Below are 23,300 nucleotides of genomic sequence, written 5' to 3' on the forward strand. Positions count from 1 at the left end.
CTTTCCCTGACCTCCAAGCCTTCCGCACTCCGGAAGGCTGTTTCGTTCCATGAGCCTGAAAAGCATTTTCATCGCGGGCATGCTGGTCTGGCTGCCGCTGACCATCACCATCTGGGTGCTGTGGCAGTTGCTGGCCGTGTTCGATGGCATCTTCCGGGCCATGGTCAGCGCGCTGAGCACGGTGGCGCCCAGCCTGGCCCCGGCGCTGGACAAGCTGGTGAACATTCCCGGCGTGGGTGTGGTGTTGGTGCTGGCGGCCATTTTTCTCACCGGCCTGGCCGTGGCCAATATGGTCGGGCAGTGGTGGCTGGCCCGCTGGGACGGGCTGATGGCCCGCATTCCGCTGGTCAAGACGATCTACAGCAGCGTCAAGCAGGTGTCGGACACACTGTTTTCGAGCAGCGGCAACGCCTTCCGCAAAGCCCTGCTGGTGCAGTACCCGCACCAGGGCGCATGGACGATCGCGTTCATGACGGGCACGCCCGGCGGCGAAGTGGCCGAGCACCTGCAGGGCGATCATGTCAGCGTCTATGTGCCGACCACCCCCAACCCGACTTCCGGCTTTTTTCTGATGTTGCCGCGCAGCGAGGTGATCGAGCTGCAGATGAGCGTGGACACTGCGCTCAAATACATCATTTCCATGGGCGTGGTCGTGCCTGGCGGCCCCAGCAATCCGCAGGTGCACTGAGCGCCGACGTCCCCATCCTTCCTCTCCTGCCCCCTGCGCGCCGAAGCCGCAGGACCGTTTTCCGAAAGTACCTCTCCAACATGAGTCTGCGTAGCCAATATTGCGGTCAGGTGACCGAAGCCCAAATGGGGCAAACCGTGTCGTTGTGCGGCTGGGTGCATCGCCGCCGCGATCACGGCGGAGTCATCTTCATCGACCTGCGCGACCGCGAAGGCCTGGTGCAGGTCGTGTGCGACCCCGACCGCGCCGCCATGTTCGCCGCGGCCGAAGGTCTGCGCAACGAGTTCTGCGTGCAGGTGCAGGGCCTGGTGCGGCCACGGCCTGCTGGCACCGAAAACGAGGGCATGACCTCGGGCAAGATCGAGGTGCTGTGCCATGACATCACCGTGCTCAATGCCTCGGTCACGCCGCCGTTCCAGCTCGACGACGACAACCTGTCCGAGACCACGCGGCTGACCCATCGCGTGCTCGACCTGCGCCGTCCGCAGATGCAGCACAACCTCAAGCTGCGCTACCGGGTTGCGATGGCGGTGCGCCGCTTCCTCGACGCCCAGGGCTTCATCGACATCGAAACGCCCATGCTCACCAAGAGCACGCCCGAAGGCGCGCGCGATTACCTGGTTCCCAGCCGTGTGCACGATGGCGAGTTCTTCGCCCTGCCGCAGTCGCCCCAGTTGTTCAAGCAGATGCTCATGGTCTCGGGTTTCGACCGTTATTACCAGATCACCAAGTGCTTCCGCGACGAAGACCTGCGCGCCGACCGCCAGCCCGAGTTCACCCAGATCGACTGCGAGACCTCCTTCCTGAATGAGCAGGAGATCCGCGACCTGTTCGAGACCATGATCCGCGGCGTGTTCAAGGACGTGCTCGGCGTGGAGCTGGCCAACCCCTACCCGGTCATGCCCTATGGCGAGGCCATGGCCCGATTCGGCTCCGACAAGCCGGACCTGCGCGTCAAGATGGAGTTCACCGAACTCACCGACGTGATGGGCGACGTGGACTTCAAGGTGTTCTCCGGCCCGGCCACCACCCCCGGCGGCCGCGTGGTCGCGCTGCGCGTGCCCGGCGGCGGCGAGATGAGCCGCAGCGAAATCGACGCCTACACCGACTTCGTCAAGATTTACGGCGCCAAGGGCCTGGCCTGGATCAAGGTCAACGACGTGAGCAAAGGCCGCGACGGTCTGCAGTCGCCCATCGTCAAGAACCTGCACGACGCCGCGATAGCCGCCATCCTTGCGCGCAGCGGCGCGCAGAACGGCGACCTGCTGTTCTTCGGCGCCGACAAGTCCAAGATCGTGGCCGACGCCATCGGCGCCCTGCGGGTCAAGATCGGCCACAGTGATTTCGGCAAGAGCCACGGCCTGTTCGAGAACGTCTGGAAACCGCTCTGGGTCGTCGACTTCCCCATGTTCGAGTTCGACGAGGACAACCAGCGCTGGGCCGCCGTGCACCACCCCTTCACCGCACCGAAGGACGGCCATGAAGAACTGATGGACAGCGCCCCCGAGAAGTGCATCGCCAAGGCCTACGACATGGTGCTCAACGGCTGGGAGATCGGCGGCGGCTCGGTGCGCATCCACCGCGCCGAAGTGCAGAGCAAGGTGTTCTCGGCCTTGAAGATCGCCCCCGACGAGGCCCGCGCCAAATTCGGCTTCCTGCTCGACGCCCTGCAGTACGGCGCCCCGCCGCACGGCGGCATCGCCTTCGGCCTGGACCGCATCGTCACCATGATGACGGGCGCCCAGAGCATCCGCGACGTCATCGCCTTCCCCAAGACCCAGCGCGCCCAGTGCCTGCTGACCAACGCGCCCAGCCCGGTCGATGAGAAGCAGTTGAAGGAGTTGCACATCCGCCTGCGCAATCCGCAGCCGGGGATGTGACGCCGAGGCTCAGCTCAATAGCGATAGCAGGGGCTGAGCGCGGCTTGGGTGGACCTGGCGGAATCGGCCAGAGAGATCTGCCCCTGCAGGCTGCCATCGATGCGCAGGTAGGACGCGTCGGCCAGCCGCGCGAGTTTGTCGGTCGTGGCGGTACGGCCGCGATGCGCCAGCCACAAGGGCAGATCGGAACCCGCCACGTTGGCAATCCACAGCTTCGGGTCATTGGCGTTCTGCCACATCGGCACGTTGACCGTCCATCCGCGGAAACCGAAGGTCAGCGTCAAGGGTCCGGATGGCAACGGAGTCTGGGTCAGCATGGCCAGCAGCGGCGTCCCTTGCTCGCAGAACATCAGCAACTTGGCAATCGACGAATTGATCGGTGTGGCCACCGCCATCAGCGGGCGACCCGGGGATTGGCGCGTCGTCCAGGCCGGAGCATTGGCACCAGGCAGATCGGCTTTGGCAATGGCGTAGTCGCTACCACTCCATTGCCAGACCGGGCTGTCATCGAATTGCAGATCGTGCATGCCATGGTGCTGGCTGGGGAGGACGGTGAGGTTGCCCTGAAAGTTGGGGAGCCCGATGGATTGACTGGAGTAGCCGGACGGTGTGGCGAGCACGATCACGCCGGAACATCCTGTGCTGCCGCAGAAGTCGCTGACTTGATACCAGACGATCAGATCCGGACGTCCATCACCGTTGAGATCGGCTTGCCCGAGGGTGTAGGCCATTTTGTGCGGACCGACCTCCGCGAAATCGCTTGCGGCTGCCCGGCGAATGGCGGCAGACTGGGCCGGGGTAGGCTTGGCACCAAAAGCTACGGATAAGCTTGACGCCCTTGTCGCGAAGGGTGTCAGGCAGAAGGCCGCCGCCAGTAACAGACGTAGCCATGAGGTCTTCATATCGCGGAGCAACCAATTTGCGGGATGTCGGTGTTCAGGATGCGGGCACATCCACTCGTGCCAGAGTCGTGCCATCCCTGGCGCGTAGTTCGTAGTGTTCGACGGCGGAAAGCACCGCGCCGCCATCCGCGCCGGGTTGCACACCGGTGATGCGCACCAGCACCTCCAGGGTGGCGCCGCCGTTCACCCGGTCGCGGATGGCCTGCGCAGCATCGGGCGGCACCGACCAGTGCTGAGCGGCCTCGCCGTTGGTGAACTGCAGGTTCACGGTCTGCCTGCGCGCCTGGAACGTCACTTGCGAGCTGGGCGACAGGGCGCCTACGGTGAATTCCTTGTAAGTCGGGTCGTAGTCGCTGAGGTTGGCGCTACCGAGTGTGAACCGGATGCGGCCGATGTCGCGCACGGCGGCGAGGCCAGCGGCGATCTCAGCCCGCACCGCCAGCCGCTGCGCGGCCTTGTCGGCGGGCCGGGCTTCGCTCACGCGCCTGTCATCCTCCACCCACTGATCGATCGGCGGTGGAATGCCTGCGAGTGTGTTGTACAGGTACACCATGGTCATCTTGTCGGGGTTAGTCAGCGTGCGGGTGCGCCCAGCCAGCGGAGCAACCGCCTGGGCGGGCTGTGGAGCAGGCGCGGGCAGGGCCACGGCGGCCGCACCAGGCCCCGGCTCGGTCGAGACCGCCGTGGTCTCGGCGCGACCGCAACCCCCGATTGATGCGGCAAGCGAAATGCCACCGACGAGCGTCACCAGGGCCGTCACGACACGCATGATTGATCCCTCACAGCGAAGGCGCCTTGGCGTCCTTCGAGGCTTTCTGCACCTCTTGCGCCTGTCGCTGCTGATCGCCTTGTCGCAAACCCTGCTCTGTGGCGGCGATCATCTTGTAGCCCCCGGACTGGTCCATCACGCCAACCTGAAGGCGGTCGACCAGAGCATGGTTGTCGCGTACGGCGATGATGTTCGCGGCCACGGCGATGCCGCAGTCGGGTGACAGATTGGCTCCCTGATCCGGATCTGCAACGCCCGTACAACGGTCGTAAAGAGGCGAGGTTTCTGGAATGCGGCGGCCCAGTGGGTCGTAAGCCCACACCAACGTCGTGAAAACCGACCGGTAGCCCGACTGCGTGGACATGGTGCGTGTGGGATCGCCGTATTTCTTGATCAGCGCCGCCTTTACCGTATCGACTGTGGGGGTCTGATCCGAGGCGAAACGCTCTTCTCGCGCTACGCTCAGGACATGCTCCTGGCCGGGAAGGCCCATGGTGCCGACAAACCATTTCACCTGCCCGGGTTTGAGATCTTCGCGCACCGCGTTCATGCCGCGCGCCGTGGCCTCGGCTTCCATTTCCTTGATGATCTCCTTGCCGGTCTTGAAGACCTTGGGTTCCGCAAAACGAGCGATGAATCCCTGGCGGACTTTTTGACCGTAAGTGTTGATGTTGAATCCTCGACCGTTTTCGGCCGTGACGACAAGCAGATCGTTGCTGCACATCACCAGATTGGCAGCCTCTTCGTAAGTCAACCCTGGGCGCACTCCGATCACATCATCCGTTGGCACATTGGCACCGGGTGCCGCAGTTGTGAGTTTGGCCGGACATTGCAGATCGCCACGCGCTTCCTTGGCCACCTGCTCGGCAGTGGCGTTCTGGTCGGACTGCACCGCAGTGGTCTGCCCTGCACCCGTTGCGGTTACGGGCTTGTCTGGCTTGCTGCAGGCAGCGAGCACCAGGGCCATAGCGAGGATTGGAAGGGTTTGTCGACAAAGCACGGGCATGGCAGTCTCCGAAGGGTGGAATGGCAGGAATCCGCGGCTCATTGCTTGCAAAGTTTTCCGTACATCGCGCCGCCATTGAGGCAGTCACCGTCGAGCTTGAAGACTTGACCGACACCTTGCGGGAACATCACCTTCACCTTGCCATCTTCCACGGTGTAGGAACCCTCCATCGCTGCCATGCCGCCCATGAGCTCAATGTCCACCTTGCCGCCTGACTTGAAGGTGAACTGTGCTCCGTCCGATTCTTTCCCGTAGGTCCCGGAGAGATGGCTTCCGCAACTGCCCAGCAAAGCGGCAAGGCTTAGTCCACTGAGCAGAAAGGCGACTCTGCGGATCGGTCTGGAATGCGTTGTCATGATGAAACCCTCCATGAGACGTGGTGCGCCGGATTGACCCAAAGACATGTCGGCATCATCAGTTCTGCTGCTTGCAATACACGCCGTGCATATTGCTTTCTCCGGTGCCGACCAGGCAACCGTCGTCGCGCATGTTCAGGTTGTGCGGCCACTGGTTGATCTGCAGCCTCACCTGGTTGTCAACGATCTTGTAGCCGTGCGGACTCAACGGCTTGCCGCTGAACGACGCCACAACGGTACCGTCCGGCGAGAAGGTGAGCCGGTCGTAGGTGTAGCTCTGTTCGCCATTGGGCAGGTATGTGCCGTCCAGGGTTTTGTTGCCGCAGCCAGACAGCATGCCGACTATGAGCGCTGCCGCGACGCACAGCCAGATCATGGGGATACGTTGATACATGGCTTCTCCATATGGCCGGCACACGACGAAGCGCATTCGCGCCCTGCTGTCCGGCCGCAGTGTTCACATTGACGAATCACTTGCCCAGCCCCTTGAGCAGATTGACGATTTGACCAACGGCCTGCGCGGCGTTCGCCGCCCCCTCGCCACCACTACCACCACTACCAAGACCGCCAAGACCGCCAAGACCGCCAAGACCCGAAGTGGCATGGAGGTTGGGGAAGTTCATCGTGTACTGATGCTGGGTTTGCACCTGCCTGTTGCCCAAAAGGACTAGCTGGGCCAGGGTGATGTCAAAGCTGAACACTGTGCCTGGATGGGCGTGGCGGGTGTTGTATTGGAGGACGCTGTCGTAGCTTGCCTCTCGCGCCTCACCAGGAGCGAGCTGAAAGCTGGTGTCCACCGCGCCGCCATGGAGCATGCCAATGCCATGCACATACCTGGCCTCGGTCCCTCCCTTTTTGCCCCAGCCATAGCTCAACCCCTGGTCGTCGGTAAGTTCAGCCGATTCGTAGGGATAGGCGAGGATCAAGGGCTCTGCGCCGGTGTTCTGAATGCGCAGCGTGGTCCGCACCGTGTGGTAGGCGGTGACGCCACCTGAGTCGGTCACGTTGACGCCGACCACCTGCACTCGGATCGGCCCCTGCACTTGGCAATTCGCTTGCCCCCCGCAGGCATCGGCCGCGTTGGCTGGCGCTGCGGTAACTGGCGCAATGCCAGGCGGTACTGCGCCCGCCCCAAGACCCGCAGTCGCGCCCAAGCCTGTAAAGGTCATTGCCATCGTGCGCGTCGAGCGCACCTTGCCATCGGACAGCACCGCCAATTGCACCAGGGTGAGATCCTGCTCGAAGACCTGGCCCGGTGCGCTGTTTCGCACGTTGTACTGCAGCACGCTGGTGAAGTTTGCATCGCGCGATTCCCCAGGAGCCAGCTGAAACTGCGGGTCCGCGCTGTCACGCGTTACACGTCCGATGCCTTCTGCTTTGCTCGACCACTTGTAGTTCAGGCCGCGGTCGTCGCTGACGCGGCTGGATCGGTCCTGATAGCCAAGAGTGATCGGCGTCTGGCCCAGGTTGGTAAAGCGAATCGTGGTACGCACCCCGTGGTAGGCCGTCACGCCGCCCGAATCGGTCACATTCACTTGCACGACCTGACTCATCAGCGAGCCATCTACCCGGCAGTGCGTGGCGCCCGCACAGGGATCGGAGGCCCAGGCCGTGCCGATGGCTCCAAGCCCTGCAAAGACCATCAGCGCGACAAAGGCTGGGCGTGGCGTCCAGTGTGCCGTGGCGCGCTCGTACTCGATCCGGGCAAGATGAGATGGGTGAAATAGGGGGAGCATGGCCGTCCTCTTTGTCGACACATCGTTATGTTTGTTGGACTGTAGGCAGCCTGAGAGGACGTCACACCTCCCATTTGGGAGCAATCCTGCCCCATGATCCGGGGGATCTCGCTAACGACGGGCGTCGACAAGTAGCAGGGTCACCAAATCCGTCTGACGATGGGTGCCTGTCTTCAAAAAGATCATCTTCAGGTAGCCGCGTGCCGTGCCGTAGCTGATGCCACAGCGGTCGGCTGCCTCTCGCAGCGTCGACCCGCCGCACAGCGCTGATGCCAGACGCGCCTGGGAACGGGTGAGGCCGAAACGTCGCGCGAGTTCCTCGAGACGGTGGTGACTGGCGGCTTCCGTTCCCGTAATGAGCAGCACGACATGCCGAGGTCCTGGCGACCCCGTGAAGTTCGGGCGAACTAAGGGGAATGCCTGCACATGCAACGCTGCCCCACCCTCTGGGCCCAGGATGCAACGAGTGACGGCGGTGGTCTTCGCATTGACGACGTCATGCACGATGCGGGCGAGCTTGTCGTCATCCTGCGGCATGCTCGCACTGAGGCGACTGGCGGACAGAAACAGAATCTCACCCATGCGAAGCATCGTTTCCAGACCTGGGCTCGCGTAAATCAGACACCGCCGTCCATCGACGACAGCCAACGGAGAATGCAGCAGTTCCAGGGCATCGATCGCCGCAGCGGCGGTCACGTCAGCTTCGGCCAGTCGCTCGTGCATGCGCAGGGCAAAACCAAAATGACGCGCGAGCAGGTCCAGCGCTACTGCATCAGGATCATTGAAAGCGCGCTGGTCGGTGGCCCGGAACAAGCTGACGTTCGCCGAGCGCATGCCGCTGGCTGACACCGTCGTTCCCAGAGTATGGCGAAAGCCCTGTGGCCGCATCCACTCGTTGAAATAGGCACTATGTGTGAAAGGCAGCTCATCCTTGCCTAATAGCGCTGACAGATTTTCGCTGGTGCGTACCGTACCGGGCTTGTTGAGCACGAGGGCATGGGCGGTAAACGGATTGTCGTCACGAAAAAACATCTCGGGCAATGATTCGACCCAGCGTTCTTCGACACCCTGCATGTACAGGCTGGTTACCGTGCCCAGTGCGGGATCGAGCACATAAAACGATTCCATCACGCTACCAAACTGCTCCCGCAGCAACGACGCAACGTGACTCCAGGCCACTGGTGACAGCGCCGCGCAGTAAATGGCCTCGATTAGGTCTTGCAGGACATGGGGCGGAGGGATCATGGCTAAAACTCCCTGCGGAAACCAACGAACAGCCAGCTGTAGTGCGTGCGCACTCGAAAGCACATGATGAAACAGATTGGCATGCCTTGTCCCTTCTTGTTTCGTCTTGTTTCACTCGGACAGAAGGCGCGGAGGAACAAAACATCACGCAAAGTGCGTCATCCGATACTTCGTGGCCTCTAACATCAGCCCCAGGACCCTAGCCTGGAAAATTTCATGCCCCGCATCGACGACCCCACTCACGATCACGAAGCCGGTGTGCTCGACGGCACGCTCGACACCACTCGCATCGACGATACCCGCATCAAGGCGGTGCGGGCCTTGGTATCGCCTGCGCTGCTGCTCGGAGAGTTGCCGGTCACCGAGGCGGTGGAGGCCGTAGTGGAGCGCAGCCGCACGGCCATCGCCGAGGTGCTGCAAGGGCAGGACGACCGTCTGGTCGTGGTGGTCGGGCCATGCTCGATCCACGATCACGATCAGGCGATGGACTACGCCCGACGCCTCAAGGCCGAGGCGGGTGCGCTGGATGACGCGCTCGTCGTGGTGATGCGCGTGTACTTCGAGAAGCCGCGCACCACCGTGGGCTGGAAAGGCTACATCAACGACCCCCGGCTGGATGGCAGCTTCCGCATCAACGAGGGTCTGCAGCGCGCGCGGCAGTTGCTGCTCGACATCAATGCCCTGGGGCTGCCCGCGGGCACCGAGTTTCTCGATCTGCTGTCGCCGCAGTATTTCAGCGACCTGATCGCCTGGGGCGCGATCGGCGCGCGCACGACGGAAAGCCAGAGCCACCGCCAGCTCGCGTCGGGTCTGAGTTGCCCGGTGGGATTCAAGAACGGCACCGACGGCGGGGTGCAGGTGGCGGCCGATGCCATGGTGTCGGCGGCCAGCGGCCATGCTTTCATGGGCATGACCAAGATGGGCGTGGCGGCGATTTTCGAGACCCGCGGCAATGCCGATTGCCACGTCATCCTGCGCGGTGGCAAGGCGCCGAATTTCGACGCCGCTTCAGTGGACGCGGCCTGTGCCGTGCTCGCCAAGGCGGGTCAGCGCGAACAGGTGATGATCGACTGTTCGCACGCCAATTCGGCCAAGCAGCCGCGCAAGCAGATGGAGGTGGCCGCCAGCATCGCGCAGCGCATCGCCGCGGGCGAGCGGCGCATCGTCGGCGTGATGGTCGAAAGCCATCTGTGCGAGGGTCGGCAGGATCTCAAGCCCGGCCAGACGCCCGCGCCCGGTGTGTCCATCACCGACGCCTGCCTGAGCTGGGACGATACGGTCCCCTTGCTGCGCGGGCTGGCCGATGCGGTGCGGGCGCGCCGGTCAGGCGGAGCACCTCAGCCCCGTGCTGCGGCGTAGGCGCGCCAGAAGGCTTCGTCCTGAGTCTGCGTGAAGTTGATGCGCATGCGGGTGGAGGGTTGCTGCTGAGGATCGAACAGGTGGCCGGGAGCGAGTAGATAACCGGCATCGAGCAGGCGCTGCGCCAGCGTGGCTGTGTCCACGCCGGTATCCACCCAGCCCAGCAGTCCGCGCGGCGGGGTGACGAAACGGCAGCCCGCTTTCTCGGCCCACCGCACCGCACGCGCGCGCGCCGCATCCAGACGATCGCGCACCTGCTGCGTGGTGCGCCGCAGCTGTCCCTGCCCGAGCACATGGGCCAGAGCCCGTTCGCTGAGCGTGGGGGTGGTGAGCACGGCCAGCAACTTCTGGTCGATCAGGCGGTCGATGATGCCCGGTGCCGCGGCCACGAAACCCACCCGCCAGCCGGGCGCAAGGATCTTGGAAAATCCGCTGAGATAAATGGTGTGCTCCAACTGGTCGAGCACGCTCATGCGCGGACTGCTGGTCTCGGCCAGGGCGGCATAGACATCGTCCTCGACCACCTGAAAACCGTAACGCTGCGCGAGCTGCAGCACGCGGTGCGCACTGGCCGCGCTGAGACTCTGCCCCGTGGGGTTGTGCAGCACGCTCACGCAGATGAACAGGCGCGGCGCGTGGGCGCGGGCCAATTGATCGAGGATGTCCAGATCGGGGCCGTCGGCACCTCGGGGGACGGGCAGCAGTTTGAGCCCATGGTGTGCCATCTGTGCAAACTGCATCGCCCAGCCGGGGCTCTCGACCAGCACCGCGTCGCCGGGGCGCGTGAGCGCGCGAAGCACCAGATCCAGGGCCTGCGATGCACCGTTCGTGGTCAGAATCTGTTGCGGCGGGGCCTGTAGGGACAAACCGGCCAATTGCCGCGACAAGGCCTCGCGCAAAGCCAGGTCACCCTGCGGATGCCCGTAGTGCAGCGAAGCCTGCTCCAACTCGTTCGCGCGGGCGATGCGCCGCAGAGCCGACCCCAACGCCGGGCTTTCCAGCCATGGCGCGGGCAGCACGCCTGAGCCGGGCGCGCCACGCAGCGCCACCGCGGCGCCTGCCCCCATCTGATGAAACATGCCGCGCACCAGAGCGGTGGCGTGCGTGGGCGGCATCATGGGCGCCGCAACCTCGGTCTGCGCAGCGCCACGCCTGGCTATTGAAGGCGCTAGCGCCTCCTCGGTCGCACGCACGAAATACCCTCGCTGAGCGCGCGCCTCCACCAGCCCGAGAGCCTGCAGCCGGTCGTAGGCCGCCACCACGGTTTGCGTGCTCAGCCCATAGCGCCTCGCACAGTCGCGCACCGAGGGCAGGCGGCTGCCAGGGGGCAGCAAACGGTTGCGGATGCGGGCGGCAAACTGCGCCGCAAGCTGCTCCGCCAGGGTGGCCGCGGCATGGCGTTGCAGCGTGGCCGCCTCGCTTGATGCGAAAACTGTATCGGTCAAATTCGCCATACAGGCCTTCTTTTGTACTGATTGAGTGTATTGGTACTGTATTGCATTGAACTCTAAGCTGCAAAGCATGTCCACACCATCCGCCTCCGCCACCACGCGATCGCGCGCCCGGACCTCCGCGCACGGCAAGGCGCTGGCCCTGGGTCTGCTCGGCGTGGGGCTGTTTGCGCTTTCGCTGCCGATGACGCGCCTGGCCGTCGGTTCGACCCAGGCGCCGCAACTGTCGCCCGAGTTCGTGGCGCTGGGGCGCGCTGCAGTGGCGGGCGTGCTCGCAGCCCTCTGGCTGGTATGGCAACGCGCGCCCTTGCCCGGTCGCCGCGACTGGGCTCTGCTGGCCGCGATGGCAGGCGGTGTGGTGTTCGGCTTCCCCTTGCTGACCTCCATCGCCCTGCGTGAGGTCGATGCGGTGCACGCCTCGCTCATTCTGGCCCTGCTGCCCTTGTTCACCGCGGCGCTAGGCGCGCTGCTGGCAGGTCAGCGTCCGTCTGCCGGGTTCTGGCTCTGCGCCCTTCTGGGCGCCGCCCTGGTGATGACCTACGCCCTGCTGCACGGTTCAGGGCCTCTGGTCCTGAAGCTGCGCCTGGCCGATGGTCTGCTGGCGGCGGCCATGCTGTCGGCCGCGGTGGGCTATGCCCTGGGCGGCCATCTCACGCGGTCGCGCCCCGCCGGGCAGGTGATCGGTTGGGCGCTGGTGCTCAGCCTGCCCCTCACCGTGCCTGCAGCGTGGTGGCTGCGCCCCGTTGCCCCGGTGCAGCTCTCGGCCTGGAGCGGTTTCGCTTATGTGGCCGTGGTGTCGATGTGGCTGGGTTTCCTGGCCTGGTACCGGGCCCTCGCCCTGGGCGGCACCGTGCGCATCTCGCAGCTGCAACTGCTACAACCTTTCTTGTCGATGCTGGCCGCGGCGGCCTTGCTGCATGAAGTGCTCGATCTCACCACCTTGTTGTTCGCTGGCGCCGTGCTGGCCGTCGTTTTTGTCGCGCGGCGCATGCCAGTGCATGAGGCGCCGCACCCTGTTCCTGGCTCCCGGAGTTGACCCATGGCCATCACCTTGTCGCAGCGCAGCGCGCACTACACCGTTTCCCCGATTCGCGAATTGCTCAAGCTCACCGAGCAGCCCTGCATGATCTCGCTGGCCGGCGGTCTGCCCGCGCCGGAGAGCTTTCCGGTGCAGGCCTTGCGTGCGGCCTGCGTCGACGTGCTCGACACGCAGGCCCAGGGGGCGCTGCAATATGGCCCGAGCGAAGGCATTGCACCTCTGCGCGAGTGGGTGGCCGTGCAATTGCGTGCACAGGGCATCCCGGCCCAGCTTGACGAGGTGCTCATCACCAGCGGGTCGCAGCAGGGGCTCGATCTGGTGGGGCGCGTCTTGATCGATCCGGCCAGCACCGTGCTGGTGGAACGCCCGACTTATCTCGGCGCGCTGCAGGCCTTCGCGCCTTACGGGCCACGCTTTGCCGATCTCGACGACGATGCCGAGGGCGCGCTGCCGACGCTGGACGCCCCGGCGCATCGCGGCGCGCGCATGGTCTATCTGCAGCCCAACTTCCGCAATCCCACGGGGCAGACCATGACCGCCGCACGCCGCGCGCACTGGGCGCAGGCCTTGCGGGGCCGCCCCATCGCCCTGGTGGAAGACAACCCCTACGGCGATCTGTGGTTCGATCAGCCGCCGCCGGCCCCGCTGGCCGCACGGCTGCCCGGCCAGAGCATTCTGCTGGGCACCTTCTCCAAGATGCTGTCACCCGGACTGCGCCTCGGCTACATCCACGCCCCGCCTGAGGTGATCGCCAAGCTGACGCTGGCCCGTCAGGCCGCCGACCTGCAGACCTCGAGTCTGACGCAGCGCCTGGTGCTCAAGGTACTGGAAGGTGGCGTGCTGGAGGCTCAGTTGCCCCGCATCCGCGCGCTCTACCAAGGCCAACGCGACGCCATGCTCGCCGCCCTGTCCCGCCACATGCCCGATGCCGTGCGCTGGGAAACACCGCGGGGCGGCATGTTCATCTGGCTGTCGCTGCCGGAAGGCGCCGACGCCACCGCGCTGCTGCCGCTGGCCCTGGCGCGCAAAGTGGCCTATGTGCCGGGTGCGGCGTTCTATGCAGCGGGCACGGCCCCGCGCAACACCCTGCGACTGTCTTACGCCACGGCCACGCCCGAACAGATCGACACCGCCATCGCGCATCTTGGCGCCGTCTTTTCGCAGACCCAGACCCGCCCGCACCATGACCCATCCGTTCTTGCAGCTTGATGTCTTCGCCCCCGCGCCGCTGCGCGGCAATCCCCTGGCCGTGGTGGACCAGGCCGACGATCTGGATACGGCCACCATGCAATCCATCGCCTGCTGGCTCGGGCTGTCGGAAACCACGTTTCTGCTCAAACCCAGCGCGCCTGAGGCCGACTACGGCGTGCGCATCTTCACACCAGGAGGAGAGCTGCCCTTCGCCGGCCACCCCACCTTGGGCAGTTGCGCCGCGTGGCTGCAACTGGGCGGCCGGCCCAGACGCGATGGCGTGGTGATCCAGCAATGCGGCGTCGGTCTGGTGGAGGTACGCGTCGTGGCGCCTGAGGCATCCGGCGCGCAGCAACTCGCCTTTGCCGCGCCGCCAATGCGCGAGCTCCCCATCGAACCCGGTTTGCTGGACAACGTGGCCCAGGCCCTAGGCCTGGGGCTCGACGACATTCAACGCAGCGCCTGGCTGGACAACGGGCCGCGCTGGTTCTGCCTCTGGCTGCGCAGCGCCGCGCGCGTGCTCGCAGTGGAGCCCGACCATGCCGCGCTCAAGCGCCTGGGCGTGAATGTCGGCATGGCAGGCCCGCACACTCCGGGAGGGGACGCCGCAATCGAAGCACGCGGCTTCGTCTCAGCGCTGAGCGTGCCCGAAGACCCCGTGACCGGCAGCCTCAACGCCAGCCTGGCGCAATGGCTGATCGGCCAGGGCGTCCTGCCCGCGCAGTATGTCGCCGCTCAGGGCGCGAAGCTGGGACGCGCCGGACGCGTGCACATTCAGCGCGATCCGGCCGGGAAGGTCTGGGTTGGCGGCGAGGTGCAATCACTCATCGCGGGCACGCTGGACCTCTGAAAAAAACAAACCCGCCGACGGCGGGTTTGCGCGCGGGTGCAAGGCTGTCAGAGCTCTTCGCGGAACGCGTCGTGGCAGGACTTGCAGGTCTTGGCGGTTTCGCCGAACACCACCTTGATCTCGTCGAGCTTACCGGTCTTCGCGGCCGCCACCAGCTTGGGCGTGAGTTGCTGCAGCTTGTCGGCATCGGCCTTGAACTTGTCAATCTCTTTCCAGATTTCAGGCTTTGCATGCGAGTCGGGCAGCTCGGTGCCCGGACCGAAGGCCTGCCAGGGCAGATGCGACATGAACGCCACGACTTCGGCGTTCTGCAGTGCGGCCTTGGCGTCGAACGGCGCCTTGCCCTGCACCATGGCGCCGATGCGGCCGAAACTCGCCGCCATCACGGTGAACGCCGACTGACGGTACTTCACCGCGTCTTGCGGCTTGGCAAACTGCGCGTGCGCCGGCACGCTGGCCAAAAGACCGCAGGCAAACACGGCGGCAAAGATTTTTCGGGGATGCAATGAGGCTGGGTTCATGAAACAGACTCCTGGCTGAGTGGAACGAAAGACGGGACGATGCCAATCGGCCGATTCAGTGTAAGCAAAAGTGACCTCATCTGCTGCCGCAGCTCAAGATCCAGCCTCGCCGGCGATGCCACAAAACCGGGCCCCAAACGCAAAAAAAAAGCGCAGTGCACGTCGGAAGCGCCTGCGCTCGGCTTAATATGCGCCTGTTTGAGTTTGATCCTCCTGCACGGTGGCGCCGATCGGGGCGCAGTCATGCCCAACCAGCAGGTTCGGATTGGCTCAATCATTCCGCGGGCCGGAACCTCCGGCCCGCCATCCATGACAACGGTGAATCTGCACGGCGCGCAGCAACCCCTCGGGCCAGCTGACGCGCCAGTGGATAACAAGCTCAACCTCTCGGAGTGCAATCAATATGGCCACTGCAAAACCCGCGGCAAAAAAAGCGACCGCCGCCAAAACCACCCGTCAACCCAGCGCGGCGTTCATGAAACCGCTCACCCCTTCGGCCCATCTGGCTGCCGTCGTGGGCACCACCCCGCTGCCGCGCACCGAAGTGGTGAAGAAGCTGTGGGAATACATCAAAAAGCACAATCTGCAGGACGCCGCGAACAAGCGCATGATCAACGCCGACGCCAAGCTCAAGCCGATCTTCGGCAAGGATCAGGTCAGCATGTTCGAGATGACCAAGCTGGTCGGCGCTCACCTGAAGTAAGACCCGACCGCACGGCGGAAGGCCTGGCCTACCCCTGTTTCGGCTCGTTGAACCAAGCCCGGCGATGCCGGGCTTTTTGATGCCTTGACCCCTCATGAATGCTTTGCGATCCCGCGCCCGGTCTCTGGGACTGATGCTCACCCTGGCGCTCTTCGGCCTGAGCGGCGTCCTGCCCGCGCAGGCACAAACGGTCTTGCCGCCTGTCGATGCCGCGACCAGCGCTGTCTCCAGCGGCTTTTCACCGTCCGGCGGCGCGCTCGCGCTGGTGCTGCGCACCATTGCGCAGGCCCACTCGCGCATCCAGATGGCGGCCTATCTGTTCACCTCGTCGGACGTTGCACGGGCCCTGGTGCAGGCGAAAAGGCGCGGCGTGGACGTTCAGGTGCTGGTGGACTGGAAGGGCAACTTCAAGGAGGAAGCCCGCTACGCGCAACACGCCCTGGGCATCTTGTTGAACGCGGGCATCGCGGTGCGCTCGATCGACGTCTATCCGATCTTCCACGACAAATACATGGTGATCGACGGCCGCACCGTGCAGACCGGCAGCTTCAACTACACCTACTCGGCGGCGCATCGCAACGCCGAGAATGTGCTGGTGGTCTGGAACGCCCCCGACCTGGCCGCCCACTACCAGTCCGACTGGCAGCGCAACTGGGCTCTGGGTCGGCCGGTGCAGTTGCCTTATTGATGCCGCGGCTTCACCCCCATGGCGGCGCTGAATGACCTGAATTGCCGTGCTGTCGGCAGGGTGGCGCGCGTCATGGACGATGCGGCCTAAAATCCGTCCGTCGCAGAACCCTCGAATGTCCTTTGTAGGCTCCCCATGAAATCCCTGCCCAAATCGCTGCTCGTCGTCATCGTTCTGGCCATCTTGGCTGTTGGCGGCTACCTGGGCTGGTCGGCGATGGACCAGAAACCCGCGGCGCCGAATGCCAGCTTCAGCCTGCTCGACGGCAAGACCGTCGATCTCTCGTCGTACCGCGGCAAGGTGGTTCTGGTGAATTTCTGGGCGACGAGCTGCACCACCTGCGTGGGTGAAATGCCCGATATGGTCAAGACCTACGACGCGCTCAATCCCAAGGGCTTCGACCTCGTGGCCGTGGCGATGAGCTACGACAATCCGAGCTTTGTGCGGCATTTCGCGCAACAGCGCCAGCTTCCCTTCACCGTGGCCTACGACGCCAGCGGGCAGACGGCCAAGGCCTTCAAGGATGTGCGCCTGACGCCGACGAGCTTTCTCATCGACAAGTCGGGCCACATCGTCAAGCAGTATGTCGGCAGCCCCAACTTTGCCGAACTCCACCAGCTCATCGACCGCCTGCTGGCCCAGCAGGCCTGACGCTCAGCTGGCCGTCTGCATGGTCGCCCGCTGGGTGAAGTGCAGCTTCAGATAGTCCAGCCACAGGCGCAGCCGCAAGGGCTGATGCTTGCGCTGGGTGAACACCGCGAAGATGCCATTGGGCGGCGCGGCAAAGTCTTCGAGGATGGCGACGAGCTTGCCGTCCTGCAGACTCATCCCGACTTCCCATAACGAACGCCAGGCGATGCCCCGGCCTTCGAGACACCATTGGTGCAGCACGGCGCCATCGGTGCAGTCCATGCGCCCGGTCACCCGCACATGCATGGTCTCGCCGTCGGCCTGGAACATCCAGCCGCGCGGCTGGCTGCTCACCGACGAATACGCCAGACACTGGTGGCGCGCAAGATCGGCGGGCGCGGCCGGGGTGCCGTGTCGCTGCAGATAGCCCGGCGCCGCCACGCAGACGCGCCGATTGTCCGCAAGACGCAGGCTGACCAGCGAGGAATCGGCCAGATCGCCCACACGCACCGCGCAGTCGTAGCCTTCGTTGACCAGATCGACCAGACGATCGGTCAGGTCGAGCGAGAGACTCACCTCGGGATGTTGATCGAGAAAACCGGGGATCAGCGGCGCGATATGGCGACGGCCGAAGCCCGCCGGCGCCGTGATGCGCAGATGACCGCTGGCCTTGACCCCGCCCGCGCTCACGCTGGCCTCGGCGTTCTGCAATTCAGCCAGCAGGCGCTGGCAGTCTTCGAGAAAGGCGCTGCCCTCGTCGGTCAGGCTGATGCGCCGCGTGGTGCGCAGCAGCAGTTTGACGCCCAGACGGGCTTCCAGCGCATCAATGCGGCGGCCGATGATGGCCGGCGCAACCCCTTCGACCTGCGCGGCGGCCGTCAAACTCCCGCGCGTCGCCACCGCGACAAAAGTCTCCAGCTGTTTGAGTTTGTCCATAGCCGCAGCGTATTGCCCCGGAAAAAGTCATGAACCTTGATTGTGCGACAGACCGCCGGGCGCCCCCTCATGCGCGATGCTGCATTGCCGCATTCCATCCCTGACGACATCCTGACATCGCCAAAACGAAGAGGGTTAACGCCATGCTGTCAAACGATTGCGGTGCAGCATAAACTCTGGGCATCTCAAAAAGATGGGCGTTTGCCGACGCGCCGCGCAATCCGTGGCGACGCGGCAGACGCAAGCCCTCGTCCACATTTACGGAGATCGCCCCCATGAATTCCCTCAACGCCCCGCAGGGCGTCACCCTGACCGCATCCCTCCAGCCCGGATTCGACCGCATCCTCACGCCCGAGGCGCTGGCCTTCGTCGCCAAACTGCACCACGCCTTCGAGCCCCGCCGCCAGGCGCTGCTGGCGGCGCGCAAGGCCCGCACCGCCCGGCTCGATGCCGGCGAGCGGCCCGACTTTCTCGCCGAGACCCAGACCGTGCGCGACGGCAGCTGGACCATCGCCCCCCTGCCCAAGGCCCTGGAGCGCCGCCGCGTGGAGATTACCGGCCCGGTCGATCGCAAGATGATCATCAACGCGTTCAACTCCGGCGCCGACAGCTATATGGCCGACTTCGAGGACGCCAACACGCCGAACTGGGACAACCAGATCGAGGGGCAGATCAATCTCTTCGACGCCATCCGCCGCACCATCCGGCTGGAGCAGAACGGCAAGACCTACGCCCTGGGCGACACCATCGCCACCCTGCAGGTGCGCCCTCGGGGCTGGCACCTCGATGAGAAGCACATGCTGGTGGACGGTCAGCGCGTGAGCGGCAGCCTGTTCGATTTCGGTCTGTTCTTCTTCCACAACGCGCGCGAGCAGGTCGCCCGCGGCGCCGGGCCCTTCTTCTATCTGCCCAAGATGGAGAGTCACCTGGAAGCGCGGCTGTGGAACGATGTGTTCGTGCTGGCGCAGGACACCCTCGGCCTGCCGCAGGGCACCATCCGCGCCACGGTGCTGATCGAGACCATTCTGGCCGCCTTCGAGATGGACGAGATCCTCTACGAACTGCGCGAACACAGCGCCGGGCTGAACGCCGGCCGCTGGGACTACATCTTCAGCGCCATCAAGAAATTCAAGGTGGACCGCAGCTTCTGTCTGGCCGACCGCTCGCAGATCACCATGACGGTGCCCTTCATGCGCGCCTACGCCCTGCTGCTGCTCAAGACCTGCCACAGGCGCCAGGCGCCAGCCATCGGCGGCATGAGCGCGCTCATCCCCATCAAGAACGATCCCGAGAAAAACGCCAAGGCCATGGAGGGCATCCGCATGGACAAGCGCCGTGACGCTACCGACGGCTACGACGGCGGCTGGGTGGCGCACCCGGGACTGGTGCAGGTGGCGATGGAGGAATTCGTCGCCGTGCTGGGCGACAAACCCAACCAGATCGCCAAGACCCGCGACGACATCACCGTCGCGGGCAGCGACCTGCTGGATTTCCGCCCCGAGGCGCCCATCACCGAGGCCGGGTTGCGCAACAACATCAACGTCGGCATCCACTACCTCGGCGCCTGGCTGTCGGGCAGCGGCGCGGTGCCCATCCACAACCTGATGGAAGACGCGGCCACCGCCGAAATCTCCCGCAGCCAGGTGTGGCAATGGATCCAGTCGCCCAAAGGCGTGCTCGACGACGGCCGCAAGGTCACTTCCGACATGGTCCGTGCCCTCATCCCCGAGGAACTTGCCAAGGTGAAAGCCAGCGGAGCCGAAGGCCAGTTCGACAAAGCCGCGCAGATTTTCGAGACCATGGCCACCGGCGCGGACTTCACCGACTTCCTCACCCTGCCCCTGTACGAAGCCCTGGCCTGAGTGGGCTGAACCGGGAAGGCGCTTCGGCACCACAAAGCCGCCTTGGGCGGCTTTGTCGTTAGGAAGGCTGAATTGCGACAGTGTGCGGGCAAAACCCCACAGTTCCCGACCCACCCCCTGCGGGAAAGCGTGTCGGGTCGGCCAGGCCATGCAAAATGAGCCGCGTACAGGCCTTCCTGCGCATTGCCGTCCGAAACGCCCATGCCTTTCAGCCTCACTACCGTCCAATGGCTGCTGCTCGCCGTAGCCGTGCAGCAGAGCATTTTTGCCGCAGCCTGGCTGGCCATCGAGCGGCTGGCGGGGCAAGCAGGAAGGAGCGCCCGCTTTTGGGCCTTGTTTTGCGGCATCGGAGCCGCCTCGGTCACGCTGCTGGCGCTGCGCGGCGTTCTGCCCGATCTGCTGGGCCACTCGATCGCCGATTTCCTGCTGGTGCTTTCCGCAGCGGCCGGGCGCCACGCGGCCGCCCTGTTTTTCGAACGCCCGACGCATGCCGTGGAACAGACGCTCACCCTCGCCCTGGCCGCGATCAGCCTGCTGGTCTACGGATCAGACGCCGAGCTGGATCACTGGCGCGTCGCCGTGGTCTGCCTGTTCACCGCCTGGATCGCCGCGCGGGCCGTCTGGGGCGTGCATGCGCCCATGACGGCGGAATTCGGCGCGCCCCTCACCTGGGGGCTGCATATGCCGACCCTGCTGCTGTGCGCCGGACTGATCTGGCGCGGCCTCGCGGTCTTCTTGGGCCATGCAGCCGCGCCGGAGTATCGCAGCCCGGATCCCGTCAACGAATCCCTCGTGCTGGCCATGCTGGTGATCATGTCGTTTCTCAGCCTCGTGTACGGCGGCATGCTGATGGCGCGCCTGGTGCGCCGCCTGCGCGATCTCGCGCTGCGCGACAACCTCACGGGCCTGCTCAACCGGCGTGCCGCGCAGCAGTTGCTGGAACGCGAATGGGCGTCCTACCGCCAGAAGGATCTGCCGTTCTGCGTCCTGATGATCGACGTCGATCACTTCAAGCGCATCAATGACGAACACGGCCACGCCGTCGGCGATCAGGTGCTCAAGGCCCTGGCCACGCGGCTGCAGGACGGCACGCGGCCCAGCGACCATGTGGCCCGCATGGGCGGCGAGGAGTTTCTGGTTTTTCTGCCACAGACCGAGCTGACATCGGCACAGGCTGCGGCCGAGCGACTGCGACAGCATGTGGCCACCTGGACGCTGGACATCGAGGCCCCGAGCTTCACGGTCAGCATCGGCGTGGCCCAGGCCGCGTCGGCCGACAAGGCCTTCGACGATCTGCTCATCCGCGCCGACCGGGCGCTTTACGAAGCCAAATCCGCCGGACGCAACCGCGTGCACCTGGCCATCTCGATGGACCTTGAGCCGCCCCACCTTGCCACCCCGGCATCTGCCCTCTGAATCACGCCCGCCCGACCTGCGCTCTGCCGCCTTGTTGCATACTTGCGCGCATGACTGCCCATCGCCATCACGCACCCCCTTCCCATCCCGCGCAGAACACCTTGTCGCAGGCCGAAGCCTTATGCGCCGCGCGCGGCGTGCGCCTCACGCCGCTTCGGCGCCGGGTGCTGGAACTGGTGCAGTCGCGCCCCGAGGCCGTGAAGGCGTACGACCTGCTGGCCCAGTTGTCCACCGAGGATCACGCCGCCAAGCCGCCCACGGTGTACCGCGCGCTCGACTTCCTGCTGGAACAAGGGCTGGTCCACCGCGTCGACAGCCTGAACGCCTTTGTCAGCTGCAACCATCCGGACCAGCCACATGCCGCGCACCTGCTGCTTTGCGAGCGCTGCGGCCAGGTGCAGGAATTGCACAACGCGCCGATGGACGCCGCCATCGCCCAGGCCGTGGCGGCCACGGGTTTTGTCACCCGGCACGCGCGTCTTGAAGTACAGGGCCTGTGCGCGGCCTGCGCCGCCTCGGCCACGGCCGAGTGACCCGTTTCAGCCCGCGGGCTTGAGGGTGTAGAGACGCACCAGGGTCAATCCCAGACCGAACAGCGAGCCCAGGGTGAGCCACAGACGCAGTTGCAGGAACCACGCTGGCCACGGCAACTGCCGGCGCAGCATCACATCGGCCCCGTAGGCGACGGCCAGGCCGATGAACAGCCCGCTCATGCCGTAGACCCAGTTCGACGCCCAGGTCATGCGCCAGGCCCACAAGGGCAGCACCACGCCCCAGCCCAGCAACAGCCAGGGGCGCTGGACCTGTCCCTCCGGCTGGGCCAACGCGGCACCCCAATACAGCGCGCCGAGAAACGCCAGGACGGCCGCGGCATACTGCGCCTGGATCACCACCACGGCGGTCAGCGAGGTCTCGGGCGCAACCCAGGCGGCCAAACCCAGCGCGATGAACGGAATGAGCCCGGACAGGCCAAGCGCATAGGCGGGAAACTTCATCAGGCGATCTCCAAAAGGATGCGGAACAGTCGGCACCGATTGTCGCCGCAACCCAGGCGGCGCAAGGTGCGCTGGCGCAAAGCCACGACCTCAGAGGCCGGCGGCATGCGCCTGCTGATCGGCGTGGTACGAAGATCGGACCATGGCGCCCACGGCCGCGTGGGTGAAACCCATGGCCATCGCCTCGCGCTCGAACATGGCGAAGGTGTCGGGGTGCACATAACGCGCCACGGGCAGGTGGTGCCCGGTGGGCGCGAGATACTGGCCGATGGTGAGCATGTCGATGCCATGCGTGCGCATGTCGCGCATCACGTCGAGGATTTCATCATCGGTTTCACCCAGGCCGACCATCAGCCCGCTCTTGGTGGGTATGCCCGGGTAGCGCGTCTTGAAATCGGCCAGCAGTTTGAGGGAATGGGCGTAATCGGCGCCGGGACGGGCCTGTTTGTAGAGGCGCGGCACGGTTTCGAGGTTGTGATTCATCACGTCGGGCAGGCCGGCGGCGAACAGATCGAGCGCCTTGTCGAGCCGGCCGCGGAAATCGGGGACGAGCACCTCGATCTGCGTGCTGGGCGACAGCGCGCGCGTGGTCTGGATGCAGTCGACGAAGTGCTGGGCGCCACCATCGCGCAGATCGTCACGGTCCACGCTGGTGATGACCACATAACGCAGCCGCATGGCGGCGATGGCCCGGGCCAGATGGCCGGGCTCTTCGGAGTCGAGCGGGTCGGGGCGGCCGTGACCGACGTCGCAGAACGGGCAGCGGCGGGTGCACTTGTCGCCCATGATCATGAAGGTCGCCGTGCCCTTGCCGAAGCATTCACCGATGTTGGGGCAACTGGCCTCTTCGCACACGGTCACCAGTTTGTGCTCCCGCAGCAGGCCTTTGATGGCATAGAACTGCGAGGAAGGCGCCGCCGCCTTGACGCGGATCCAGTCGGGCTTGCGCAGCGGCGCGGCGCTCGCGGGCACGATCTTGATGGGAATGCGAGCGGTCTTGGCCTGCCCCTTCTGTTTGATCGTGGGGTCGGCAAGAGGGGGGGTGGGCGGGGTCATCTGTAAGGGCTCGGCAGGCGA

At 65.1% G+C, this 23,300-nt stretch carries 25 protein-coding genes; 12 read left to right on the top strand and 13 right to left on the bottom strand.

What is annotated here, in order from left to right; genetic code table 11:
- The first annotated feature begins 49 nt into the window (after nt 1–49).
- Together BVH73_RS06430 and aspS are read left to right on the top strand one after the other, a co-directional pair.
- Complete coding sequence (locus BVH73_RS06430; protein WP_079417154.1) at nt 50–688, top strand: DUF502 domain-containing protein; 639 nt, start codon at nt 50–52, stop codon at nt 686–688.
- An 80-nt stretch (nt 689–768) separates the two neighbouring features.
- On the top strand, nt 769–2,568 hold the full coding sequence (gene aspS / locus BVH73_RS06435) for an aspartate--tRNA ligase (RefSeq protein WP_079417156.1): 1,800 nt from the start codon (nt 769–771) through the stop codon (nt 2,566–2,568).
- A 14-nt stretch (nt 2,569–2,582) separates the two neighbouring features.
- On the opposite strand, the gene BVH73_RS06440 is transcribed toward aspS, so the two are convergent.
- The 7 genes from BVH73_RS06440 to BVH73_RS06470 form a co-directional block, all read right to left on the bottom strand.
- Complete coding sequence (locus BVH73_RS06440) at nt 2,583–3,299, bottom strand: hypothetical protein (RefSeq protein ID WP_079417158.1); 717 nt, start codon at nt 3,297–3,299, stop codon at nt 2,583–2,585.
- Nucleotides 3,300–3,504: 205 nt separating this feature from the next.
- Complete coding sequence (locus tag BVH73_RS06445; RefSeq protein ID WP_079417160.1) at nt 3,505–4,239, bottom strand: hypothetical protein; 735 nt, start codon at nt 4,237–4,239, stop codon at nt 3,505–3,507.
- A gap of 10 nt (nt 4,240–4,249) precedes the next feature.
- Nucleotides 4,250–5,245 carry a hypothetical protein gene (locus BVH73_RS06450; RefSeq protein ID WP_154048436.1) on the bottom strand — a complete coding sequence of 332 codons (996 nt, stop codon included), beginning with the start codon at nt 5,243–5,245 and terminating at the stop codon, nt 4,250–4,252.
- A 38-nt stretch (nt 5,246–5,283) separates the two neighbouring features.
- Nucleotides 5,284–5,601, bottom strand: a complete 318-nt coding sequence (locus tag BVH73_RS06455; protein ID WP_154048437.1) for a hypothetical protein — start codon at nt 5,599–5,601, stop codon at nt 5,284–5,286.
- 58 nt (nt 5,602–5,659) lie between these two features.
- The gene (locus BVH73_RS06460; protein ID WP_079417166.1) at nt 5,660–5,995 is read right to left on the bottom strand and encodes a hypothetical protein; all 336 of its coding nucleotides are present in this window, start codon (nt 5,993–5,995) and stop codon (nt 5,660–5,662) included.
- Nucleotides 5,996–6,071: 76 nt separating this feature from the next.
- A complete protein-coding gene (locus tag BVH73_RS06465; protein WP_154048438.1) occupies nt 6,072–7,337 on the bottom strand; it encodes a hypothetical protein in 1,266 nt (421 codons plus the stop codon).
- A 111-nt stretch (nt 7,338–7,448) separates the two neighbouring features.
- Entirely contained in the window at nt 7,449–8,582 is a 1,134-nt protein-coding gene (locus BVH73_RS06470; protein WP_154048439.1) for a helix-turn-helix transcriptional regulator, read from the bottom strand.
- 216 nt (nt 8,583–8,798) lie between these two features.
- On the opposite strand from BVH73_RS06470, the gene BVH73_RS06475 reads away from it, so the two are divergent.
- Nucleotides 8,799–9,941, top strand: coding sequence for a 3-deoxy-7-phosphoheptulonate synthase (locus BVH73_RS06475; RefSeq protein WP_079417172.1), 1,143 nt, complete (start codon nt 8,799–8,801; stop codon nt 9,939–9,941).
- On the opposite strand, the gene BVH73_RS06480 is transcribed toward BVH73_RS06475, so the two are convergent.
- Nucleotides 9,920–11,395: an aminotransferase-like domain-containing protein gene (locus BVH73_RS06480; RefSeq protein ID WP_079417174.1), complete on the bottom strand. Its 1,476-nt coding sequence runs from the start codon at nt 11,393–11,395 to the stop codon at nt 9,920–9,922. The genes BVH73_RS06475 and BVH73_RS06480 overlap by 22 nt on opposite strands.
- A gap of 67 nt (nt 11,396–11,462) precedes the next feature.
- Between BVH73_RS06480 and BVH73_RS06485 the strand changes: the two genes are divergently transcribed.
- Genes BVH73_RS06485 through BVH73_RS06495 form a run of 3 tightly spaced genes read left to right on the top strand, consistent with a single transcriptional unit; the run spans nt 11,463 to nt 14,472 of the window.
- Nucleotides 11,463–12,428: a DMT family transporter gene (locus BVH73_RS06485; protein WP_079417176.1), complete on the top strand. Its 966-nt coding sequence runs from the start codon at nt 11,463–11,465 to the stop codon at nt 12,426–12,428.
- 3 nt (nt 12,429–12,431) lie between these two features.
- Nucleotides 12,432–13,640: an aminotransferase-like domain-containing protein gene (locus BVH73_RS06490; RefSeq protein ID WP_079417178.1), complete on the top strand. Its 1,209-nt coding sequence runs from the start codon at nt 12,432–12,434 to the stop codon at nt 13,638–13,640.
- Complete coding sequence (locus BVH73_RS06495) at nt 13,615–14,472, top strand: PhzF family phenazine biosynthesis protein (protein ID WP_079417180.1); 858 nt, start codon at nt 13,615–13,617, stop codon at nt 14,470–14,472. Before BVH73_RS06490 ends, BVH73_RS06495 begins: the two co-directional genes overlap by 26 nt.
- A gap of 47 nt (nt 14,473–14,519) precedes the next feature.
- Here the strand turns inward: BVH73_RS06495 and BVH73_RS06500 are convergent, their stop codons facing one another.
- Nucleotides 14,520–14,993 carry a c-type cytochrome gene (locus BVH73_RS06500; RefSeq protein WP_079417182.1) on the bottom strand — a complete coding sequence of 158 codons (474 nt, stop codon included), beginning with the start codon at nt 14,991–14,993 and terminating at the stop codon, nt 14,520–14,522.
- 403 nt (nt 14,994–15,396) lie between these two features.
- Between BVH73_RS06500 and BVH73_RS06505 the strand changes: the two genes are divergently transcribed.
- The 3 genes from BVH73_RS06505 (at nt 15,397) to BVH73_RS06515 (ending at nt 17,035) form a co-directional block, all read left to right on the top strand.
- A complete protein-coding gene (locus BVH73_RS06505) occupies nt 15,397–15,696 on the top strand; it encodes an SWIB/MDM2 domain-containing protein (RefSeq protein ID WP_079417184.1) in 300 nt (99 codons plus the stop codon).
- A gap of 94 nt (nt 15,697–15,790) precedes the next feature.
- Nucleotides 15,791–16,384: a phospholipase D family nuclease gene (locus BVH73_RS06510; RefSeq protein ID WP_079417186.1), complete on the top strand. Its 594-nt coding sequence runs from the start codon at nt 15,791–15,793 to the stop codon at nt 16,382–16,384.
- Nucleotides 16,385–16,519: 135 nt separating this feature from the next.
- Nucleotides 16,520–17,035 (top strand): peroxiredoxin family protein, encoded by a 516-nt coding sequence (locus tag BVH73_RS06515; RefSeq protein WP_079417188.1) that lies wholly within the window; start codon nt 16,520–16,522, stop codon nt 17,033–17,035.
- A 3-nt stretch (nt 17,036–17,038) separates the two neighbouring features.
- On the opposite strand, the gene BVH73_RS06520 is transcribed toward BVH73_RS06515, so the two are convergent.
- Both BVH73_RS06520 and BVH73_RS15715 read right to left on the bottom strand, forming a co-directional pair.
- Nucleotides 17,039–17,950, bottom strand: coding sequence for a LysR family transcriptional regulator (locus BVH73_RS06520; RefSeq protein WP_079417189.1), 912 nt, complete (start codon nt 17,948–17,950; stop codon nt 17,039–17,041).
- Nucleotides 17,951–18,017: 67 nt separating this feature from the next.
- Nucleotides 18,018–18,227: a hypothetical protein gene (locus BVH73_RS15715; protein ID WP_154048440.1), complete on the bottom strand. Its 210-nt coding sequence runs from the start codon at nt 18,225–18,227 to the stop codon at nt 18,018–18,020.
- On the opposite strand from BVH73_RS15715, the gene aceB reads away from it, so the two are divergent.
- From aceB to BVH73_RS06535, 3 genes are all read left to right on the top strand, one after another.
- Nucleotides 18,226–19,812, top strand: coding sequence for a malate synthase A (aceB, locus tag BVH73_RS06525; protein WP_079417191.1), 1,587 nt, complete (start codon nt 18,226–18,228; stop codon nt 19,810–19,812). The two genes, BVH73_RS15715 and aceB, sit on opposite strands and share 2 nt — an antisense overlap.
- Before the next feature lie 201 nt (nt 19,813–20,013).
- On the top strand, nt 20,014–21,228 hold the full coding sequence (locus tag BVH73_RS06530) for a GGDEF domain-containing protein (RefSeq protein ID WP_079420404.1): 1,215 nt from the start codon (nt 20,014–20,016) through the stop codon (nt 21,226–21,228).
- A 50-nt stretch (nt 21,229–21,278) separates the two neighbouring features.
- Complete coding sequence (locus tag BVH73_RS06535) at nt 21,279–21,761, top strand: transcriptional repressor (RefSeq protein WP_079417193.1); 483 nt, start codon at nt 21,279–21,281, stop codon at nt 21,759–21,761.
- Between the two features lie 6 nt (nt 21,762–21,767).
- Here BVH73_RS06535 and BVH73_RS06540 read toward each other — a convergent pair whose 3' ends face one another.
- Together BVH73_RS06540 and lipA are read right to left on the bottom strand one after the other, a co-directional pair.
- Entirely contained in the window at nt 21,768–22,223 is a 456-nt protein-coding gene (locus tag BVH73_RS06540) for a DUF3429 domain-containing protein (RefSeq protein WP_079417195.1), read from the bottom strand.
- 90 nt (nt 22,224–22,313) lie between these two features.
- Nucleotides 22,314–23,279 (bottom strand): lipoyl synthase, encoded by a 966-nt coding sequence (lipA, locus tag BVH73_RS06545; protein ID WP_079417197.1) that lies wholly within the window; start codon nt 23,277–23,279, stop codon nt 22,314–22,316.
- Nucleotides 23,280–23,300 lie beyond the last annotated feature (21 nt).

The sequence above is a fragment of the Thiomonas intermedia genome, assembly GCF_002028405.1.
In the GTDB taxonomy this organism is placed as follows: Bacteria; Pseudomonadota; Gammaproteobacteria; order Burkholderiales; family Burkholderiaceae_C; genus Thiomonas; species Thiomonas intermedia.

Bases quoted from the DNA above. Each gene is read 5' to 3' on its own strand.
- BVH73_RS06430 (WP_079417154.1), top strand. From the start codon at position 50: ATGAGCCTGAAAAGCATTTTCATCGCGGGCATGCTGGTCTGGCTGCCG.
- aspS (WP_079417156.1), top strand. From the start codon at position 769: ATGAGTCTGCGTAGCCAATATTGCGGTCAGGTGACCGAAGCCCAAATG.
- BVH73_RS06440 (WP_079417158.1), bottom strand. From the start codon at position 3,299: ATGGCCTACACCCTCGGGCAAGCCGATCTCAACGGTGATGGACGTCCG.
- BVH73_RS06445 (WP_079417160.1), bottom strand. From the start codon at position 4,239: ATGCGTGTCGTGACGGCCCTGGTGACGCTCGTCGGTGGCATTTCGCTT.
- BVH73_RS06450 (WP_154048436.1), bottom strand. From the start codon at position 5,245: ATGCCCGTGCTTTGTCGACAAACCCTTCCAATCCTCGCTATGGCCCTG.
- BVH73_RS06455 (WP_154048437.1), bottom strand. From the start codon at position 5,601: ATGACAACGCATTCCAGACCGATCCGCAGAGTCGCCTTTCTGCTCAGT.
- BVH73_RS06460 (WP_079417166.1), bottom strand. From the start codon at position 5,995: ATGTATCAACGTATCCCCATGATCTGGCTGTGCGTCGCGGCAGCGCTC.
- BVH73_RS06465 (WP_154048438.1), bottom strand. From the start codon at position 7,337: ATGCTCCCCCTATTTCACCCATCTCATCTTGCCCGGATCGAGTACGAG.
- BVH73_RS06470 (WP_154048439.1), bottom strand. From the start codon at position 8,582: ATGATCCCTCCGCCCCATGTCCTGCAAGACCTAATCGAGGCCATTTAC.
- BVH73_RS06475 (WP_079417172.1), top strand. From the start codon at position 8,799: ATGCCCCGCATCGACGACCCCACTCACGATCACGAAGCCGGTGTGCTC.
- BVH73_RS06480 (WP_079417174.1), bottom strand. From the start codon at position 11,395: ATGGCGAATTTGACCGATACAGTTTTCGCATCAAGCGAGGCGGCCACG.
- BVH73_RS06485 (WP_079417176.1), top strand. From the start codon at position 11,463: ATGTCCACACCATCCGCCTCCGCCACCACGCGATCGCGCGCCCGGACC.
- BVH73_RS06490 (WP_079417178.1), top strand. From the start codon at position 12,432: ATGGCCATCACCTTGTCGCAGCGCAGCGCGCACTACACCGTTTCCCCG.
- BVH73_RS06495 (WP_079417180.1), top strand. From the start codon at position 13,615: ATGACCCATCCGTTCTTGCAGCTTGATGTCTTCGCCCCCGCGCCGCTG.
- BVH73_RS06500 (WP_079417182.1), bottom strand. From the start codon at position 14,993: ATGAACCCAGCCTCATTGCATCCCCGAAAAATCTTTGCCGCCGTGTTT.
- BVH73_RS06505 (WP_079417184.1), top strand. From the start codon at position 15,397: ATGGCCACTGCAAAACCCGCGGCAAAAAAAGCGACCGCCGCCAAAACC.
- BVH73_RS06510 (WP_079417186.1), top strand. From the start codon at position 15,791: ATGAATGCTTTGCGATCCCGCGCCCGGTCTCTGGGACTGATGCTCACC.
- BVH73_RS06515 (WP_079417188.1), top strand. From the start codon at position 16,520: ATGAAATCCCTGCCCAAATCGCTGCTCGTCGTCATCGTTCTGGCCATC.
- BVH73_RS06520 (WP_079417189.1), bottom strand. From the start codon at position 17,950: ATGGACAAACTCAAACAGCTGGAGACTTTTGTCGCGGTGGCGACGCGC.
- aceB (WP_079417191.1), top strand. From the start codon at position 18,226: ATGAATTCCCTCAACGCCCCGCAGGGCGTCACCCTGACCGCATCCCTC.
- BVH73_RS15715 (WP_154048440.1), bottom strand. From the start codon at position 18,227: ATGGGGGCGATCTCCGTAAATGTGGACGAGGGCTTGCGTCTGCCGCGT.
- BVH73_RS06530 (WP_079420404.1), top strand. From the start codon at position 20,014: ATGCCTTTCAGCCTCACTACCGTCCAATGGCTGCTGCTCGCCGTAGCC.
- BVH73_RS06535 (WP_079417193.1), top strand. From the start codon at position 21,279: ATGACTGCCCATCGCCATCACGCACCCCCTTCCCATCCCGCGCAGAAC.
- BVH73_RS06540 (WP_079417195.1), bottom strand. From the start codon at position 22,223: ATGAAGTTTCCCGCCTATGCGCTTGGCCTGTCCGGGCTCATTCCGTTC.
- lipA (WP_079417197.1), bottom strand. From the start codon at position 23,279: ATGACCCCGCCCACCCCCCCTCTTGCCGACCCCACGATCAAACAGAAG.